The organism is Aerococcus sp. L_32, from assembly GCF_050689315.1.
In genome coordinates this window covers 1-568 of record NZ_JBOEQF010001172.1, presented here as the reverse complement: position 1 = coordinate 568, position 568 = coordinate 1, and the positions used below count along the sequence as shown (strand labels likewise).

Annotated in this window: 1 pseudogene; it reads left to right on the top strand. The window is 38.0% G+C overall.

Going from position 1 to position 568, the window contains the following annotated elements:
* Nucleotides 1-568: pseudogene (locus ACRCJ0_RS18775) on the top strand (O-antigen ligase family protein); the annotation flags it as partial.

Here is a 568-nt window from a genome sequence, read left to right as displayed (position 1 = left end):
GTCATCTTTTTCTTAGTTAAAGATAGAAAATCCTTTAAAATCCACCGTAATTCCTATGCTACCGGAATGGTAACTGTTTATCTACTTTGGTGGGTGTGGGCCTTATGCTCGGTCCTTTGGGCGATGAGCCTAGGGTCTTGGCTTCAAGCGATGGTCTTGTTGACTTTAGGGATATCCAGTATCGTGGGTATCTTTTTATGGACTAAAGATTATGTCCAATGGCGGACTTTAATCAAGGCAGTATGGGTCATGATGACCTTTTTAAGTATTTGGGGATTATTTGAAATCACCACAAATACTTATTTACTTGCCGATCTAGGTAAATTGGACAAATATTCGACCTTCGTGACGCAACCGTGGACGAGGATACCAATCACTTATCTTGCCAACCAAAATGACTATGCAACAATATTATTAGCGACATTACCAATTAACTTAATTCTCATGAATACAACGAAGAATAGTTTGAAGAAATTATTAACTCTTTTATGTATGCTTTTATCAACGTTTTTAATTTTCCAATCCGGCTCACGGATGAGTTTACTAATGGCACTGGCCTTTTACGGTA